Origin of the sequence: Bordetella petrii (assembly GCF_000067205.1) — a bacterium.
Lineage (GTDB): Bacteria > Pseudomonadota > Gammaproteobacteria > Burkholderiales > Burkholderiaceae_B > Bordetella_A > Bordetella_A petrii.
The window spans coordinates 1,124,955-1,140,616 of record NC_010170.1 but is presented as its reverse complement, the minus strand read 5'-3'; the positions used below and the strand labels follow the sequence as shown (position 1 = coordinate 1,140,616).

Below are 15,662 nucleotides of genomic sequence, written 5' to 3'. Positions count from 1 at the left end.
ACCGGCCTCGCCTTACAGGATGCCGGTGGCTTCGGTGAGCAGCCAGATGCCGATCACGAGCAGGACGGCGCCGATGGCGACCGTGAGGCCGAACTGGCCCCACGTCTTGCGGCCGGTGTGGATTTCCGCGTAGGTGCCATAGGCGTGGTAGCAGACGCCGATGAACATCGACGCCACCACCAGCAGGGCCACGAGCATGATGATGTCGTAGCCGTAGTTGCGGATGGTCTCCATGATGCCGTTGCCGGTGCCGCGCGTCGGGTTCTCCAACTGCGGCAGACCTTGTGCGAACGACAGCGCCGGCAGCGCGGCGGCGCCCAGGGCCACGGCGGCGCGCTGGGCAAGACGGGAAGTGAGGATGCGGTTTTGCATGGTCAGGCCTTTCAGGTCAGGACAGGAGGAAGAAGGTCAGGACGAGGTACATCGCGATGAAGCGGATGCAGACGCCGAGGAACTGCCGTTGGTTGAGGCGGCTCTCGGCCCACCCCACGTAGGCCGTTCGGATGGCCCAGACGCCCCACACGAGCAGCACCGCGAACACGGCGCCGACCAGGACGGTCGCCATCGCCGAAGGCGCGATGCCGCTGTTGGCTTGAAATGCCGAGACCTGGGCGCCGTTCATTGCTTGCCCTCCGCAGTCGTCTTCGGCGGTGGCGAAGCGGTCCGCTCGGTGCGGTAGTCGCTGGCAAGTTCGGAGGGGTCGCGTGGCTGGGCACGCGACGGAGTGAGATGGGCCTGGATGCCGGCGCGCACGCGCGCCAGGTCAGCCAACAGCCTCGGGTAGTCGAAGTGGTAGCGCTCGCCAGGCGTGATGGGGGTATGCGCGGCGCTGTCCGCGACGGTGCGCTCCAGCGCGTCGAGCTGGCGCAGCGCGGCGACCAGTTCCTGGCGCTGCGCCGGGGATTCGGCCAACGCCATCGGGGACTGGCCCAGCACGAGGGCCGTCACGAGAAAAGTGGGCACGCCGCGATGCGCGGCGCGCAGCCAGATCGAAGCCACCATCGCGCCATTCCTGTGTGATCAGCAATGGGTTGATCGTGGAGATCAGGGCTGTTTCAGGCCGCAAACAATAGGAACCCGGAAGCGACCGGATTGATGGCCTAGAGGTACTTCTTGAAGCTGCCGGCAGTCAGGCTGACGGCCAGTCCCAGCAAGGCGGCGCTCGGCAGCAGGATGACCAGCGGGTGTACCGAAATCGGCAGCGCCAAATACGTGATCCAGGGCAGCACGGCCAGCGGCATCAACGATGCTTTCGCGCGGTGGTACACGAAGCCGGATTCGCGGCCCGCACCGAACCGGCGCACGTCCCGCCGCACCAGGCCGTCGATCAGCCCAACGAATGCCGCCGTGAAGATCAGCGGCAGCGTGAGCACCAGCACCAGCAGGCGCACGAGGAACGTGAGCGTCGTAAAGGCCGCGGCGATCAGGTAGCTCTCGGTCCAGACATAGGCCTGGCTGATGTAGTAGCGGAAGTTGCGCGTCTGCCCATGGCTGGGCGCACGGGCACGCTCGGCGGTCCGGCTCATGCGCTCCAGCAACCCCGAGCGCACGAACACCCATTCGTAGCCGGTATCCACCAGTTCGTGCGCCGTGCGCCCCGGCTCCTGCACGACCACGCTGCGCGTGAAGTGGTTCGACAGGTGCCCGAGTTCGTACTGCAGCATCTGCTGGGAGTGCCGCCAACCCTGGTCCTTCCAGAACAGGTGCATGCCCACGCACTCCACCACGATCGAGAACAGCAGCGAGCCGATCAGCACCCCGAGCAGCCGGAACGGCAAGGTGATGGTGCCGACGATCAGCCCCTGGCGCTGGTTCTGCTCCCGCTGCGCAGTCGAGGCGGCGTCCTTCATGGCGAGGCCTCGCCGGTGCTGTCGTCGGCGCCGGTGGCCACCGCGTCAGGCTCGGCCGGAGCGGCGTCATCCAGCAGGTCGTCGGGCAAGGCGGCATGCGGCAAGGCCGCGGAACTGGTGAACTCCCACCATTGCGTGGCCTCGCTGTAGCTCTGGCGCATGTATCCGGCCAGTTGCCGCAAGTCCGCCGGCATCACTTCATCGGGGTCCGGCGCCGGCAGCGGCATGCGCACCTTCCAAAGCTGGCCGCCCTGCAGCAGCGCGAAGCATTGGCCTTTGGGGAGGCCCACGACGTGCGACGGCTCGATCATCGGTACGCTGGTGCTGCTGATCCGGTCCTGCGTGTTCGACGTGAAATCCGTCGCCCCACGGATGTCCGAGCTGTCAGTGGCACCCGAGACGATGGTGGTCGTATAGACCTCAACCTTCGGCAACTGCCGGGTCAGCAGTTCGGCCGTGGCGGTCTCCCTGACCCTGAGCATGAACAGGTTGTTGAAATTTCCGATCACCTGACCGGCTTTGGCCCGGTTGCCGATACGCGCTTCAATGTCGGAAAGCGTCTGGGTGTAGGCCGTGACCCGGACATCTGCGCCGCCGCCCTTGTTGATGAGCGGAATAAACTCGTCGCCCATGAGTTCGTTGAACTCATCTGCGTGCACGTTGATCGGCACGCGAGCCCCAGCCGATGCGCCCGGCAGGCCGTCGTCGATTCCGTGCTTGTAGATGTGCCCAGCCACCGAGACGAGATCGCTGAACATCGAGTTGCCGACCGCTGCGGCGACCTCGGCATCGGACAGCGCATCCAGGCCCACATAGACCACGGCGCGCTTCCTGATCACTTGCATCCAATCGAAGATCGGCCTGGGATCGTTGAGATCCGAATAGTTCGGGGCCAACAACTGAGCGATCTTGCCGCTCGTGAGCTTCTCCAGCAGCGGCAGCAACGATGCGACGATCTTGTCGAAGTAGGTCTTGTCGTAGCGGACCGCCGAGCGCAGGCCGTCGAGCACGGGGTCGTAATTGCGCGCCTGCGAGAGGTACTGCTCCAGCGCCACCACGCGCTTCTCGCGCCCGATCATGTTGCGCGGAATGTTCTTCTCGTTGAGCTTGGCCTCGATCTGGACGATCACCTCCCAGGCCTTGGGCTCCGTCTTGGCGAAATAGTGCTGGGCGTACTCGATGAACAGCGCGTCGATGTTGATGACGTGGCGCTGGATCAGCATGTAGTCCGGACGCTGCCCCAGTTCCACCAAGGCGCGCGCGATGATGTTGACGAACCGCCACGCGAACTCCCTGAAAGCTGCGCTGTTGCCTTCGCCGGAGAGCTGCCCCGCTATGCGCGTCGCCACTTCCGAGATCCGGCCGAAGCGGCCCACGGCGTTGTAGCGGGCGCTGATTTCCGGCCAGCCCAGGTGGAAGATGTAGAACTCGCCTTCGCGGCCCGCGCGCTGGGCCTCGACGTACATCCGCTTCAAAAGATCGGCATCCCCCTTGGGGTCGATGACGATCACGACCTCGTGCTCGCCCGCGGGGTTCTTGCGGCGGATGTCCTGGGTGACGAACAATTCGGCCAACCGCGTCTTGCCCACGCGCGTGGTGCCCAGCACCAGCGAATGCCCGACGCGCTCGCCCAGCGGCAGGCTGACATCCACCTCGTCGGGCTCGATGCCATGCAGGCGCGGCAGGCCTCCCACGGGCGGCAGCGGCCGCACCGGATTGATGGGTACGTCCCAGCCCGTGAGCGCGGGCAACCGGGACAGCGGGAACGGTGCGAATTCCAGCCGTTCCTCCAGGCGCCTGGCCAGCCGGTAGGCCGGCGTCGGCTCGACGTAGCGGCGGAACTCCGGCCGATACGTCTGCATCAGCCTATGGGTGTGCTTCTGCTCCCACAGGAACCCGCGCCCCACGAACAGCCGCTGCTGGCTGACCGGCACGTCCTTGCTCGTCATCACGTAGCGCGGCAGGCGGCGGATGTTGCGCCGGTAGCGCAGGATGACGCGGGCATCGCGGTAGCGGATCGCGCCGTAGGCGCCGAAAGCCAGCGCGCTGCCGACACCCATCGACGGGCTCAGCGCGAGAGACCATGGGGCCACCAGGCACAGAAACGCGGCGCCTGCACACGCCGCGACGGTGTATAGCTCCACCGCTGGGCGTAGCAGAACCTCGACCGGCTGTTTCCCCGACATGGCTTCATTGCTCGATGCCGGTGGCCGTGATCAGCGCCGGGTAGTGCCGCAGGCCCAGGCGATCGGCCAGGTCGTCGCCAGCCACGGGCGCGAGCGGCACGCCAGGCACCAGAGCGCGCAGCCGTGCCAGGCCCTGCGCGGTCTCGACGTTGACCACCAGGCCGACCGCGCCGCGTTCGCGCAAAGCGGCGGCGCGGCGCTGCAACCACGCCCGGGAAGCCTCGTCGTCGCCGATGACCACGAACGGCCGCAGGCCGGGCGCTTCGATCACCCGCCGCGCGACGCTGCCGGGCGTGAGCTTGGCGCTGCGCACCGGCAGCATCGCGGCTTCGTCCGCCGGTGTGGCAGGAACCCGGGGCGTCGGGATGGGCGGCCGCGCCGGGGCATTGGCGCGCGGCTGCAGGTTCAGGGCCTCGTAGTACGGCAGCGCCGACGTGCCGCCATGGTCCTCGACCACGATCAGCGGCTCGCCGGCACGCGAGGCCAGCGGCAGGCCCGCCAGCAGCACGAGCAGGCCCGTGAACGCGAGATGGGCCGGATGGGGTTTGGTCATGGGGAACTCTCCTGGTGCGCGGCGAGAACCGCTGCGGTTGGGCGCGTGCCCTGCACGCGGGCGAGGTGGCGCGACACGCTGCGCCGATAGCGGGCGGCGGGCTCGCCGCCTGCGGGGCGGTGGTAGCGGCCGATCGCCAGCAGCCAGTCCTCGCCGGGGGTGTGCTGCTCCTTCAGGATCTCGGCGGCAACGGCCAGGTTGCGGTACGGGTCCAGCAAGTCGCACGCGCTGGTGAAGCGGTGCTTGTGGTAGCCGAGGTTGATCTGGCCCAGGCCTGCGTCGATGCGCGTGTGCGGTGTGGCGCGCATCGCCTGTTGCAGGCCCGAGCAGGCGTCGGCGCGCGTGGCGAAGCGGCGCGACTGGCCGGCGACGTTGAGGGACCAGGGCCACGGCACCAAGCGCCTGTTGCGCCGGATGCCGCTCTCCTGCAAGGCCACGGCGTAGAGCACGGTCGAGGGGATGCCTGCGCGCTGGGCAGCGAGCTGGTAGGCCGGTGGCGGAACCTCCTGGGCATGGACCGCGCAGGCGCACAGGCCAGCAGCGAGCGCCAGAGTGCGCAAGAACTGCGAGACGAAGGCGGCCGCTACGGCTGACGCTGCCATTGGCCGTTCACCTCGCGCACGGCGGCGGGCAAATCACCGGGCAGGCCCAGCGACAGCCAGCGGCCACCGTCGTGGTTGAGCGTGATGCTGCCGGCGTGCACGCGCGCCGGGTCGATCTGCGCGCGCTTGGCCCAGTCGCGGATACGGGCGTCATCCTGGCGGCTGCCCACCATGTACAGGTCGAACTCCGCGCCCGAGGATTGCAGGCGCTGCACGAGCTGCCCGCAGGCCGTGCAGCCGTCCTTGACGAACACCGCCATGCGACCGCTGCCGCGCGGGGTGCCAGCGCCCGGCTTGTTGTCGGGCAGGTTCACGCGCTGCATGCCAGGGTTCAGGCGCTGCCAGGCCTCGTCGTAGGCGCGCTGGTAGGCGAGCAGCTTCTCGACGCGGCGCGCTTCGACCTGCACCTGCAGCTCCGCGTAGCGCCGCCGTTCTTCGTCGGTGCGCGCCTCGATGCCCAGGGCAGACAGCGGGTCCAGGCTGGGCGAGTAGATGCCCAGCGGCCCGTCCATCAGCTCGCGGTAGCGTGCCCATTCCTGCGGTTGCAGACCCCATTCGCTGGCGGTCCGGTCATCCACCGCGCGGGCGGCCAGCGGGCGCTCCTGGCTCTGTGCGTTGCGCGCCGGGGCCGTGGCGGGCTGCTGCGCCCAGGCGGGCCACTGCACCGACGCCAACACGAGTGCAGAAAGGAGGATCGACGGCTTCATGGGGTGTGCTCCGGTCAGGGAATCGCGACGCGGCGCGTCTGATTGCCGGCCTGGAACACCGCGGCGTCGTCCTCGATCGCCTGCAAGCGCCACGGGCCGAACGCATCACCGGGCAGCAGCACCTGAAGCTGATCGGGCGTGAAATCCCCATTGGCCGGCGCGACGGACACGCTGCGCTCGCCCGCGCGCAGCTCAGCGCCGACGACACGGAACGGCAGCGGCGGCGGTTCGGCCTTGGAGGCGGCGGCCGGCCGTGATGCGCGCGGCTGGGCGGGTGCTGCGGCGCGGGCGGCGGCCTGGCGCGCCTTGATCTGCTCGATCTCCACGCGCAGTGCCAGAAGATCGTCGGCCGCGGCATAGCCGTTGAGCGATTTCTCGACCTGGGCGGCGCGTGCTTCCAGGATTTGGCGGGTATCTTTGAGGTCAGCGGCCGTTGCGACGGCCGGGCGCTGCTGGATGGCCTCGATCGTCTCGGTCAGGCCAGTCGCCTGTGCTTCGAGGCGCCGCAGTCGGGAGTCGAGCCGCTCCTGGTCGGTTTGGTCGCGCATCGCCAGGTAGCCCAGCGCCACGATGACGCTGAGGCCGATCAGCCAAAGCCAGTACAGGCTCTGCACGACGACCGCGGCAGTTGAGCGCTGGGCGGGTTGCGAGGGGTTCATGGCTGGTCTCCTGAAACCGCAGGTGCCAGCGGGAACGTCTGCACCGCATCGGTTGCGAGGGGCGCGGGTGCGTTGCGGGCGGTCATGCTGTTGCCGGGCCGCTCAAAGCAGATTTGCCGTGCGCGGTCATCCGCGTGCAGCTCCCAGGCTGGGCCAGCCAACGTGAGCAGCGCGTCGCGCAAGGTCATGGGGCCGAGATGCAGGTGCGCCGCCGGCAGCGGCAGCGCGTACAGCTCGATCACCGCATGCGCCGTCTCGCAAAGCTGGTAGCCGCTGCGTTTGAGAACGTGCCGCAGCCCATCCCCGACCGTGGTGCGGGCATCCTCGGGCATGGCCACGTCGATGACCTGCATCAGCAGGTCGCGCTGTGCCGCTGTGGGCGCCATCTCCACGAGGGTGTAGCGGCCATAGCGCACGACGGGAATGAACTCGGGTGAGCTGACTTCCGGCGCAGCCGATACCTCTTGGGTCGTATCGGGTGCGGCGGGCGTTGGGGTCGTCGCGCAGCCGCCCGCCAGCACCGACCAAAGCAGGCCGAGAAAACCCGCCAGCAGGCGGCGTTCGGGATGGTGAAACCAGGGTGGTGATGGGCACATAGCTCGGCGTCCTGAAACATCGAGCCCTCACCATCGCCGCTCGGGCTACGAGCGGCAGCAAACAATGCGAACCGGGTAGCGCCGGATTTCCCGGCAGCCTCCCTCCAAACAAAAAAGGCCCCCGAAGGGGCCAGTGAAAGCGCACATCGGGCGCGCTGAATCAATCCCGAGCCAGCTTCAGGCCGGGATCGACCTGTGCCAGTTGGGTGTGCGACCAGCAGCGCACGAATTGGCCGTTCTCGCCGAACGGCCGGTTCGCAACCGCCACCGGATACTCTTCGGTGTCGCTCGTGTCGTAGCAGATGACCTTGATCTCGCCGCTGTCGCAGCGGATGGAGTGGATCTGGCCGTCGGTCATATCGACCACGACGACCTGCGGGGCAAGTCCCAGTTCGCGGGTGGCCGACAGGATGGGGCCGTATTCGGCAGCGTCGAAGCAGATGAACGGCCCTTCGTACCGGGCTTCTTCGGCCAAGTCCTTGGCCTTGTCGTAGTGGATACCCAGGTCGTACTCCTCCTGGGTGATCCTGACCTTGAAGACCGGCACGTCGGGGCTGCCGGAGGCATCGATGCAGGCGACCGCGACTTGCATCTCGATTTCGATGCCATCGGCAGATTCGGTCGAGGGGATGATGGCTTGGCCCGAGGACGCTTCGTCGGCCATGCCCATGCGCTCGCGCATTTCGTTGGAAAATGCCTCGGGGGCCATCAGGCCATAGCGTGCCAGGCGCAAGGAAATGTCCTCTGCACCGAAGTTGCCGTCCTCGATGCGCTGCCGCATGAAGGCGGCGATCTCAGCTTCGAGCGTTTCGGGGTCGGCCGTCGAAGGCACCTCGGACACATCGATCGACCAGGTGTCCACTTCCGCGGCGGTCTCGCCGGTCAGCAGTCCCTCGCCGATGGCGAGTTCGCACATGCGTTCCAGCCGTGCCAGCAATTCCGGCGCGGCCTCGCCGTTGAGCAGATAGGTCACGTCCAGCGTCAGGCGCGCATTGACGGTTTCGGGCGTGGATTGGGTATGGGTGTTCATGGAAATCTCCTTGGGATGAAAAAAGCGCAGCCGCGTCCACGGAGACCGTGGGCGTGGCTGCAAGGTGGGAACAACGGAAAGCCGGCGGCGCGAGGCCGGCGTTGGCGTGGGGATCAGGCGGCGACCAGTTGTCGGGCCAGCGCGACCTCGACGGAATCACCGTCCTGGTTGAGCACGTCCAGGCCCGATTCGGGCACGTCGCCCGAGGTGGACTGCGAGACCATGATCTTCTTGGCCATCAGCTCCAGGCAGGTCATCTGCGAGGAACCGGCGTAGCCGAGGTAGATCACGCGCACGGGCTGCTTCTGCCCGATGCGCCAGGAGCGGCGGGCCGCCTGCTGGAGCGAGTACACGTTGTAGCCCGACTGCATGAACACGATCGTCGGAAACTCCAACAGGTCCAGGCCGGTCTTGACCAGCTCGGGATTGGTGATGAGCACATCGATGCCACGGTCCAACTGCTCGGCGATCCAGTCCTCGCGGCGGCTGGCATCCACGCTCGCGCGCAGTACCGCCACCCGAAAACCTTCCTGCTCCAGTAGTACCTTCAGGCGCGACGTGGTGTCGCGCGTGCCGGTATAGACCGTGTAGGCCAAGACCTTGCGGCCCTGCGCCTTCTCCTCTTTGCAGATCTCGATCAGCTCACGCTCCTTGGGGCTGATCTCGAACTCGTTGAACTGAGCCGGGACGAACGCCAAGGTGTTGCGCGTGCGCGGATGCACCACGGTTTCCGACCGGAAGCAGCAATCCGGCCAGGCCAGCAGCACGTTGAGGACCACACCCAGCAGAGTCGTATCGCGTCGCGCCAGAGCCTGTTTCAGCTCCGCGGTCAGCCGACCCGCCAGATCGCGGTAGGCCGCGGCTTGCGCCGTGTCCATCGCGACTTCGCGGAACTCTTCGTCATACGGCGGCAGGACGTTGCCGCCGATGTCCTTGAGCTTGAGGAAGATCGTGAACGGCAGGATGCAGCGCAAGACGCCTTTGGGGCCGAAGCCCGGGGCCTTGACCGTGCGCACCGATACCTTGGTGCCCTTGGCCGTCTTGTGCGCCGTGCCGGTGCTCTCGGAGTAGATGTCCTTCAAGACCCCGTGATCGCGCATGAACGCCATCGCAGCCGAGGTCATGCTGCCGCTCGTGGTCGGGCGGTAGCCGTCTTCGATCATCCGCCCCGGAAGGGCTCGGAACAGCAGATAAAAGAGATCATCACCGTAGCCGCCCATCAGCGTGCCGGTCAGCAGCAAGGTCTTGCGAGCCTTCGCCGCCAGCACGCCCATGGCCTGGCCCTGGGCACTGCCGCCGTTCTTGTACTCATGCGCTTCATCAGCGATGAGCAGGTCGAACGTGCCTTGCGGCAAGTACCTCTTGATGAACTCCGAGGGTTGATACCCGCCCTCGCCAAAGCCGAACTCCATGTTGGCCATCGCACGTTCCATGCGCGTGGCCTGACGGTCGGAAAACACCAGCTCGCCGTTGCCGTCCATCAAGTTGATGAACTCATGGATGTTGTCGCCCAGCATCGAGGCCAGGAAGCCGTCACCGAACTTCTGTATCAGCTTCTGCGCGGTGACTTCCCCGATCGTCGGGATGCGCTTCAAGGCTTTGAGCACGGCCGAGGACTGGTCGCTGCCGGACAGGCTTCTCGGGCGGATCAGCGTCCACAGGGGCGCGGCGCAATCGCTATTGCTGCACTTCCTGCGGTATTCCTCGGCTTCGAGCGCGACCGGGTTGACCGGCTCGCCGTCGAGGTCGGTGATGACCGTGCCGCAGTCAGGGCAAGCCGCCACGTCGCCGTGGCGGGTGCGCCGCGTGGTGAAGACCGGCTTCCAGTGGAAGCCCATCCGCATCCGCACGCGGCCCAGGACGAAGAACTCCTGGCCCGTGGCCTGCACACCCAACTGCTCGCGCAGCCTGATGAGTTTGACGAGGGTATCCGGCCCGTTGAGTACCCAGACCTTGGCGCCCGCCACCGTCTCCTGGATCTCGCGCCGCCACTTGTAAACAAGGTGCGGTGGCGACAGGACCAGGGTGCGGCGATAGCCTTCGGCGTTGAGCACGGCGGCCGTGGCAATGCCGACGGTCGTCTTGCCGCAACCCATCTCGCCATTGACGATCGCAGCGCGTTCGCCACGGTCAATCAGCAGCTCGGCAGCGGCGTGGACGACTTCGGCCTGTGCCCCGAACAGCTTGCGCTTGAGGCTGGCGACGATGAGTTGCCGGTGCGCCTGTGGCTGGCCGGCATAGACCGGCGGGTTGGCGCTGTTGAGGGCGTCGAGCAGTTCGTCGCCGAACTCGCCGACGAAATCCTGAAGGCTCAGGGTCAGAGGGGAAGATTCCGCATCGAGCAGTTCGCCCTGTATGGGGGCGGCTTCAGCTGCAGTGGTTTCGTGATCGAGGGACATGGTGATGCTCCAAAGAAAATGGGGCATGCACCACCCCCAGCGGGGCAGTGGCATGCCCCGTGGTGGGAAGAGAATCGGCGCTTGGCCGAAGGTGGTTGAAGGTGCTGGCCTGGTCGGCCCGCGGGTGAACCGTGCTCAGTCTTCGGACGGCAGCACGATGACGGTGGCGCTTCGCTGCGCATCGGTGACGATGCGAATGGCGAGCCCCGGATGGATCACGTACTGCGATTCCAGCGATGCACCCGATTGAAGTGCAGCGCTGTTGGCGTGCCATTGCTGGACATCGACGTCACCCCAGTCGCCACGGGTGTGACGCCTGAAGTACGGAATCGGGTCCAGGTGACCCGCGCGGACAAGGCGATCAATGCCTCGGCTGAAGATGAGCGCCCCGATGGGAAACGCCAGCCGCTGGCAGTAGGTTTCGATGCGATGCGATGCCATGGGCTCCTCCTTGATGGGTCATTGAGCCACGACACCCCTGGCGGAGTGAAGTGGCTCCGTCAGGTGGATGAAGATGACGATGTGGGACCTCAGATCAGGTCCTGCTCTTCGGGAAGCTGGACCACCGTGGTCTGGTGGTCCTCGCTGGTCTTGACGATCAGCGCCAGGTCCGGCGTGATCCTGAACTGCGAGATCATCAGGTTGTCCTGTTGGATCGCCACGTCGTTGGCTTGGCGGGTGGCCTCATCGATCTCGCCCCAGTCCCCGCGCACATGGCGCTGGACATAGGCCAAGGGGTCGATCAGGCCTCTTCGGGCCAGCCAATGCACCTTCTCGCTCAACTTCAACGTACTCGGTGCGAACAACGGTTGCTTGTGCGGCGCCGGCCGCTTGAACAGATTCGAGAGCATGGTGTTTTCTCCTTCGAGGTAGTGCAGCAGGACGGCAGCGCGTCCGGTGGATCAGCGGATGGTCAACACCTCGCCCCGCGTCGGGGAGCCAGGCGTCATGTCCCACGCGCGGATGACAGGCACGAACTTGTCGGTGAGGATGCGTGTCTCGGCGATGGAGCCGTCTTCGCGTTCGGTGAATTCCCGCTGGAGCGTCTTGTCCTTGTGGGTGTCACCTTTGACGACGAGCACGCGCCCCGTCTGGGAGCGCACGACGCCGGAGATCGCGCCCGCGGCCAGAGCCAGGGCGAGATGCCAGTGGGACAAGGCCCGCGCCGGTGGACGCAGCGACTGCTGCGCGGTCCCCAAGTGCGTGTCCAGCGACGGCCAAAGGCCTTGCAGCCGGCCAACCTCGTCGGCGAACTGTTCGGGCTCCATCGTCACGCGGAAGAAATGCTCCGGCTCGGCCGGACTGGCGGGGACGATGTACGGCAGGAACGGCCATTCGCTCGGCAGTTCCTCGGCTTCGACTTCGCCAAGCCCAACCTGCAGCAGCAGATTGCGCACGGCCTTGACGCCATCGGGTGCCAGCTCCCGCTGACGGACCCGGCGGCCGAAGATCACCACCTGCTTGAACTGCGTTTCCACCGCTCGGTAGATACGCAGATCGGTGTAGTGGCGCGTCAACCAGCCGACCAGCTCCGCGTCGAGCACGTAGCCGGGGACGATGAAGACCAGCACGCCGCCGTATTGCAACAGCGACAGCGAACGCTGATAGAACAGCTTTTCGAGGCGGGCACGGCCCTGGCCCTGATAGCCGATGTTGCCGTTGACGTCCTTGGACAGGTCGCCATACGGTGGATTCAGCCACAGTAGTCCGAAGGACTGCTTGGAGATCATCGTGTCCATCAGGTCCGCGTGCAGGCAGTGATCGACCAGGCCGCGGGCATGGCGCGCCCGCTCGGCGTCGAATTCGACGGCGCAGGGATCGAGGATGCACATCGGCCCGTCGCTGGGCATCAGTGCGTTGAGGGCTCTTTCGAGCGTGGGTTCGTCGGTCGGGTAGTAGTCGGGTAGGGACAGGCCATTGCTGGCCCATCCCCCCCTAAGAACCGTACGTGAGAGTTTCCCCTCATACGGCTCAAGCCTTTCAAAGCTCGCTTTCGCGAACCGGCTTCACTACCTTCAAACCTTGGACATGTAGCTGGTTATGGCAGTTTGGATGAAGCAGAACCAAGTTTTCCAAAGTGTTCTTTCCGCCATCAACCCGACGTTGGATATGGTGGGCATGCCAACCGGTCTCCTTCGTGATGGGCTGCTCGCAGATCAAGCACTTTCCATCCTGCGCAAGCCATAGTTTGACGAGCTTCCTGCGCTCGTGCAGGGACTGGACCATCTTCTGGCTCAAGCGAGCTTCAAAGTAGCTTTCCCATTCGGGATCGAACGGGTTGGCTAGGCCATTGACCTTGACGTGGCGTCGTATCTTGGTATCCGCCGCTATGCGCAGCATCTTCCATTTCACGTTGCCGTCAGGGAACCTCTGACCATCGTCCGCAGCAAACACCCAATTCCTGTTGCCTATCCGGTGGAAGTACCTTTCCTTAACCCAATAGGCCCCTTTCTTTGGATGCCGCCGCCTGCACCAGCGCCATAGGCTGCGCCATATGACTGCATCGACGCGAGTAAACGTCTGGGATGAAGCATCGGCACTGTGAAATTCCGCCCAACCCTTGATGCGTGGATTGAGCATGCCGATGAGGTCGTCTTGTTTCACTGCCTTGTTGGCACGGATCAAACCTCGGATCGAATCTAGAAAAGCCTTCGTGTTCTTCTTCGATGGCTGGGTCAGGCACACCCCGTTGAACTTGCGGATGTTCTTGCCCAGGAAGTCGAACCCTTCCGAGATATGAGTAACGCGAGTCTTCGCTTTCGAGATGTTGAGGCCCCTGGCGGCAAGAAACTTCTCCACCAGTGGCAGCACCTCTATTTCGAGTAGCTCACGCGAGTACCCCGTGACGATGAAGTCATCGGCGTAACGAACGAAGTTCACCTTCGGATCGTAGTGCTTGTTCTGGCGCCTCGTCCTGAAGAACGATTTGCCAAGAACCTCTTGCAATCCATCCAGCGCCATGTTCGCCAGCACCGGGGAGATGATCCCCCCTTGTGGAGTACCTGCCTCCGTCGGGAACAAACTACCGCTCTCGACGTATCCGGCCTTGAGCCAGCTTTTGAGGATCGCCTTGTCCATCGGAATGTTCTCGGCGAGCCAATCGTGGCTGATGTTGTCGAAACACCCTTCGATATCGGCTTCAAGGACCCACTCCGCAGAGCGTTTCCAAGCCAGCACCGTGTGGCATTGCCTGATGGCGTCTGCCACACTTCGGCCGGGGCGGAACCCGTAAGAGTCCTTATCCCCGGTCGTCTCCGCGATGGGTTCGAGAGCCAGCAGGTATAGTGCCTGCATAGCCCTATCCCTCATCGTGGGAATACCGAGAGGCCGCTTCTTGCCATTGGCTTTTGGAATATAGATCCGCCGTAACGGGCGGGGTCGATAGCCATGACGGCGAAGGGACAACACTGCTTCGGATTTGGTCTCCGGCGTTGACCACGTGACGCGATCCACACCAGGAGTCCTCTTTCCTTGGTTTTCAGTAACTCGTTTGACGGCCAATGCTTTGCCGCTGAACGAGTGGGTCAGAATCCACTGCAAGGATTTCGCCTTGCCGTATTTTCCTTCCCGAGTCGCCTTTACGATACGCGCTTGGAGCCTTCGCACTTCACGGTGACACTTGGCCCAGTCGATGCTGTGCCATGTGACCGATTCGTGTGAGGGCGCACCCGCGCAAGCAATTTCTTGCGTAGTCATCTGCAATTCCCTCTTATAGAAGGTTGGACAAGTTTTCTCGTAGAGAAAGACCAAGTGGAAGTCTGCTCGCTTTCGCGCAGGATGATGTTGCCTTGCGGCTCAATCCCTATCCGTCCCATTACAGGACGGCATTCGCCTTTTCCACATTCCTCTACCCGCACCACCAACAGCATTCCTTACGGTCTGCCTGCCCCGAGGGGCGGTGGTACGGGCTTACCGTGTTCCACGTGAGTAACAAGAGCGAGTTAGGTTCTGCCTTTTCACCGGTAGTCGTGATGTCCGCGCAACCCCAAACGGACGAGGGTTGACCGACTACGTTGCCTTTTGGCCCAAGCCTGTCAGCATCTTTGGCTTGTTCGCTATTACAGTGTTTATCAGCAGTTCACTTGCGTTAACCATGTCGCTCAGCCTAGCGACCCATCCGCCTTGATGCTGGCAGATTTGGCCCTCCCTCGCGGAAGGACCTTTCCCTCATGGGAGGTCTACATTGTCCCGACAGCTTCACACCACCTCGTTGCCGAAGTCGCATGTGTCGGTAGGCTACTGATAGCGGAATATCAGGTCTCGCTAACCCCGAGGGGCTGAGACAATTACTCACGTGACTTCACGTCACACCCCATTTTTGGCGAAATTGCGGGCGAGCCGCGGGAACATGAGAGCCATGGAAGTCTCCTGGTTGGCGGGGATGAATGACGGAAGCACGCCAAGGCGTGCCTCCGAGGGTGGGTCAAGCCGCTACCGCTTCCGGCGTCCAAATCTTGGCCGGATATGGATAGGCGGTGAGCGCGTCACTGCGGATCAGGGAGCCCAGCGCCAAGCTCAGCGCCGGCACGTCGATGGCGAGCCGATGGCCTTCCAGCGGCCCGAGGGCGAACGGAAGGCGGGCCAGCATCTCGCGGCTTTGCAGCAGTTCCAGCACGGTCTCGCGCCAGTGGTCGAGCAGCGGCAACGGGCAGGTGTCCCGCACCAGCATCCACAGGCGGTCAAGCCGGTGGGCGCTGTCACGTGGCAGCAGTGCCAATGCGCTGGCGTTGGCCTTGTCGGGCTTGACGCAGCGCCGGTCGAACAGCCACACGTTGGAGAGCGAACCGAACAGCGTTCGCCGGTAGGCGCGCGTGATGCGCTTTTCCAGGCGATCGACGTTGCCGATGAATACCGGGATGCTGCCGCCCTGGTCGGTGATGACGTGGAACTGGTCCAGTCCCTGCTCGTCGCGCCCGAGGGTCAGGCGTGCAAGGAACTGCTGGACGGCGGTGTCCCGCGCCCAGATGGACAGGAAGATCAGGTTGCCCTGGTCATCGCCGACGCAGGCGTCGGCCATCACGTCCGGGCATTCGTCGATGCGGTACAGCGTGGAAGAAGTGTTTGCGGGCATGGTGGTGTC

17 protein-coding genes are annotated in these 15,662 nt (G+C 64.8%); all 17 read right to left on the bottom strand.

Translation table 11 applies throughout. The annotated features are described in order from the left end of the window. Positions 1-12 precede the first annotated feature (12 nt). Positions 13-372, bottom strand: a complete 360-nt coding sequence (locus tag BPET_RS05460) for a TIGR03745 family integrating conjugative element membrane protein (protein WP_012248080.1) — start codon at positions 370-372, stop codon at positions 13-15. A 16-nt stretch (positions 373-388) separates the two neighbouring features. Then, complete coding sequence (locus BPET_RS05455) at positions 389-622, bottom strand: TIGR03758 family integrating conjugative element protein (RefSeq protein WP_012248079.1); 234 nt, start codon at positions 620-622, stop codon at positions 389-391. After that, positions 619-1,002: an integrative conjugative element protein, RAQPRD family gene (locus BPET_RS05450; RefSeq protein WP_012248078.1), complete on the bottom strand. Its 384-nt coding sequence runs from the start codon at positions 1,000-1,002 to the stop codon at positions 619-621. The genes BPET_RS05455 and BPET_RS05450 overlap by 4 nt, the downstream gene beginning before the upstream one ends. Positions 1,003-1,100: 98 nt before the next feature. After that, entirely contained in the window at positions 1,101-1,850 is a 750-nt protein-coding gene (locus BPET_RS05445; RefSeq protein ID WP_012248077.1) for a TIGR03747 family integrating conjugative element membrane protein, read from the bottom strand. After that, positions 1,847-4,036 carry a type IV conjugative transfer system coupling protein TraD gene (gene traD / locus BPET_RS05440; protein ID WP_012248076.1) on the bottom strand — a complete coding sequence of 730 codons (2,190 nt, stop codon included), beginning with the start codon at positions 4,034-4,036 and terminating at the stop codon, positions 1,847-1,849. The genes BPET_RS05445 and traD overlap by 4 nt, the downstream gene beginning before the upstream one ends. Before the next feature lie 4 nt (positions 4,037-4,040). Continuing rightward, positions 4,041-4,589, bottom strand: coding sequence for an integrating conjugative element protein (locus BPET_RS05435; RefSeq protein ID WP_012248075.1), 549 nt, complete (start codon positions 4,587-4,589; stop codon positions 4,041-4,043). After that, positions 4,586-5,191: a transglycosylase SLT domain-containing protein gene (locus BPET_RS05430; protein WP_012248074.1), complete on the bottom strand. Its 606-nt coding sequence runs from the start codon at positions 5,189-5,191 to the stop codon at positions 4,586-4,588. Before BPET_RS05430 ends, BPET_RS05435 begins: the two co-directional genes overlap by 4 nt. Beyond that, positions 5,173-5,898, bottom strand: coding sequence for a TIGR03759 family integrating conjugative element protein (locus BPET_RS05425; protein ID WP_012248073.1), 726 nt, complete (start codon positions 5,896-5,898; stop codon positions 5,173-5,175). The genes BPET_RS05430 and BPET_RS05425 overlap by 19 nt, the downstream gene beginning before the upstream one ends. Positions 5,899-5,912: 14 nt before the next feature. Continuing rightward, positions 5,913-6,557 carry a hypothetical protein gene (locus BPET_RS05420; RefSeq protein WP_012248072.1) on the bottom strand — a complete coding sequence of 215 codons (645 nt, stop codon included), beginning with the start codon at positions 6,555-6,557 and terminating at the stop codon, positions 5,913-5,915. Next, positions 6,554-7,153 (bottom strand): PFGI-1 class ICE element type IV pilus protein PilL2, encoded by a 600-nt coding sequence (pilL2, locus tag BPET_RS05415; protein WP_012248071.1) that lies wholly within the window; start codon positions 7,151-7,153, stop codon positions 6,554-6,556. Before pilL2 ends, BPET_RS05420 begins: the two co-directional genes overlap by 4 nt. 160 nt (positions 7,154-7,313) lie before the next feature. After that, a complete protein-coding gene (locus BPET_RS05410; RefSeq protein WP_012248070.1) occupies positions 7,314-8,183 on the bottom strand; it encodes a hypothetical protein in 870 nt (289 codons plus the stop codon). 113 nt (positions 8,184-8,296) lie between these two features. Further along, complete coding sequence (locus BPET_RS05405; RefSeq protein WP_041862731.1) at positions 8,297-10,582, bottom strand: helicase-related protein; 2,286 nt, start codon at positions 10,580-10,582, stop codon at positions 8,297-8,299. A 135-nt stretch (positions 10,583-10,717) separates the two neighbouring features. After that, a complete protein-coding gene (locus tag BPET_RS05400) occupies positions 10,718-11,023 on the bottom strand; it encodes a hypothetical protein (protein ID WP_012248068.1) in 306 nt (101 codons plus the stop codon). Between the two features lie 89 nt (positions 11,024-11,112). Beyond that, positions 11,113-11,433, bottom strand: a complete 321-nt coding sequence (locus BPET_RS05395; protein WP_012248067.1) for a hypothetical protein — start codon at positions 11,431-11,433, stop codon at positions 11,113-11,115. A 51-nt stretch (positions 11,434-11,484) separates the two neighbouring features. After that, positions 11,485-12,495 carry a DUF6094 domain-containing protein gene (locus BPET_RS05390; RefSeq protein ID WP_041862730.1) on the bottom strand — a complete coding sequence of 337 codons (1,011 nt, stop codon included), beginning with the start codon at positions 12,493-12,495 and terminating at the stop codon, positions 11,485-11,487. A gap of 67 nt (positions 12,496-12,562) precedes the next feature. Then, positions 12,563-14,278 (bottom strand): group II intron reverse transcriptase/maturase, encoded by a 1,716-nt coding sequence (ltrA, locus tag BPET_RS05385; RefSeq protein WP_012248065.1) that lies wholly within the window; start codon positions 14,276-14,278, stop codon positions 12,563-12,565. 727 nt (positions 14,279-15,005) lie between these two features. Beyond that, on the bottom strand, positions 15,006-15,653 hold the full coding sequence (locus tag BPET_RS05380; RefSeq protein ID WP_012248064.1) for a hypothetical protein: 648 nt from the start codon (positions 15,651-15,653) through the stop codon (positions 15,006-15,008). Positions 15,654-15,662: the final 9 nt, after the last annotated feature.

What these genes read in the sequence shown, in the direction of transcription:
- BPET_RS05460 (WP_012248080.1), bottom strand. Translation starts at nt 372, where the DNA reads ATGCAAAACCGCATCCTCACTTCCCGTCTTGCCCAGCGCGCCGCCGTG.
- BPET_RS05455 (WP_012248079.1), bottom strand. Translation starts at nt 622, where the DNA reads ATGAACGGCGCCCAGGTCTCGGCATTTCAAGCCAACAGCGGCATCGCG.
- BPET_RS05450 (WP_012248078.1), bottom strand. Translation starts at nt 1,002, where the DNA reads ATGGTGGCTTCGATCTGGCTGCGCGCCGCGCATCGCGGCGTGCCCACT.
- BPET_RS05445 (WP_012248077.1), bottom strand. Translation starts at nt 1,850, where the DNA reads ATGAAGGACGCCGCCTCGACTGCGCAGCGGGAGCAGAACCAGCGCCAG.
- traD (WP_012248076.1), bottom strand. Translation starts at nt 4,036, where the DNA reads ATGTCGGGGAAACAGCCGGTCGAGGTTCTGCTACGCCCAGCGGTGGAG.
- BPET_RS05435 (WP_012248075.1), bottom strand. Translation starts at nt 4,589, where the DNA reads ATGACCAAACCCCATCCGGCCCATCTCGCGTTCACGGGCCTGCTCGTG.
- BPET_RS05430 (WP_012248074.1), bottom strand. Translation starts at nt 5,191, where the DNA reads ATGGCAGCGTCAGCCGTAGCGGCCGCCTTCGTCTCGCAGTTCTTGCGC.
- BPET_RS05425 (WP_012248073.1), bottom strand. Translation starts at nt 5,898, where the DNA reads ATGAAGCCGTCGATCCTCCTTTCTGCACTCGTGTTGGCGTCGGTGCAG.
- BPET_RS05420 (WP_012248072.1), bottom strand. Translation starts at nt 6,557, where the DNA reads ATGAACCCCTCGCAACCCGCCCAGCGCTCAACTGCCGCGGTCGTCGTG.
- pilL2 (WP_012248071.1), bottom strand. Translation starts at nt 7,153, where the DNA reads ATGTGCCCATCACCACCCTGGTTTCACCATCCCGAACGCCGCCTGCTG.
- BPET_RS05410 (WP_012248070.1), bottom strand. Translation starts at nt 8,183, where the DNA reads ATGAACACCCATACCCAATCCACGCCCGAAACCGTCAATGCGCGCCTG.
- BPET_RS05405 (WP_041862731.1), bottom strand. Translation starts at nt 10,582, where the DNA reads ATGTCCCTCGATCACGAAACCACTGCAGCTGAAGCCGCCCCCATACAG.
- BPET_RS05400 (WP_012248068.1), bottom strand. Translation starts at nt 11,023, where the DNA reads ATGGCATCGCATCGCATCGAAACCTACTGCCAGCGGCTGGCGTTTCCC.
- BPET_RS05395 (WP_012248067.1), bottom strand. Translation starts at nt 11,433, where the DNA reads ATGCTCTCGAATCTGTTCAAGCGGCCGGCGCCGCACAAGCAACCGTTG.
- ltrA (WP_012248065.1), bottom strand. Translation starts at nt 14,278, where the DNA reads ATGACTACGCAAGAAATTGCTTGCGCGGGTGCGCCCTCACACGAATCG.
- BPET_RS05380 (WP_012248064.1), bottom strand. Translation starts at nt 15,653, where the DNA reads ATGCCCGCAAACACTTCTTCCACGCTGTACCGCATCGACGAATGCCCG.